Consider the following 452-nt stretch of genomic DNA (forward strand, 5'->3'; position numbering starts at 1 on the left):
CAACGGCTGTAGGAGCATTGTGAACACGACCAAGAGAGGTAAGCTTGGCAAAAATCTGGGCTAATAAAATAGGCTCTGGTTGTTCCGGAAGCATTTTTAACATTTCACGAACATATCGAAAACCACGACAGTAAGCCTTAAGATCAATAATTCCAGCACCAGGATTATCTTGACGGAATTGAGCTAAAAGATAATGAGATAAGTTGACCATAAAAAAAGAAAGATTGGCCGCATTAGTCACCGCAGTTTGACCCCGATTCATAAAATCTTCCAATCCCCAGAACTGCTTGGCATCACGAAAATTAAATTCGATTTGAAAGCGGAGTCTATAGTAGTCGATTATTTTCTCATAAGACAAATCTAAGTCACTGGAAAATAAAATCACATGACTAACAGCATTCGTCTTGATATTTGTTTTTACCAAAATCACTACATTCAAGGATTGAGCAAAT

1 protein-coding gene is annotated in these 452 nt (G+C 37.6%); it reads right to left on the reverse strand.

Annotated features, from left to right (window positions below):
• Positions 1-452: transposase (locus FJR06_RS12295; RefSeq protein ID WP_168651526.1), on the reverse strand; the 452-nt coding region annotated here is incomplete at both ends.

Origin of the sequence: Dolichospermum sp. UHCC 0352, from assembly GCF_009711925.1 — a bacterium.
GTDB lineage: Bacteria > Cyanobacteriota > Cyanobacteriia > Cyanobacteriales > Nostocaceae > Dolichospermum > Dolichospermum lemmermannii.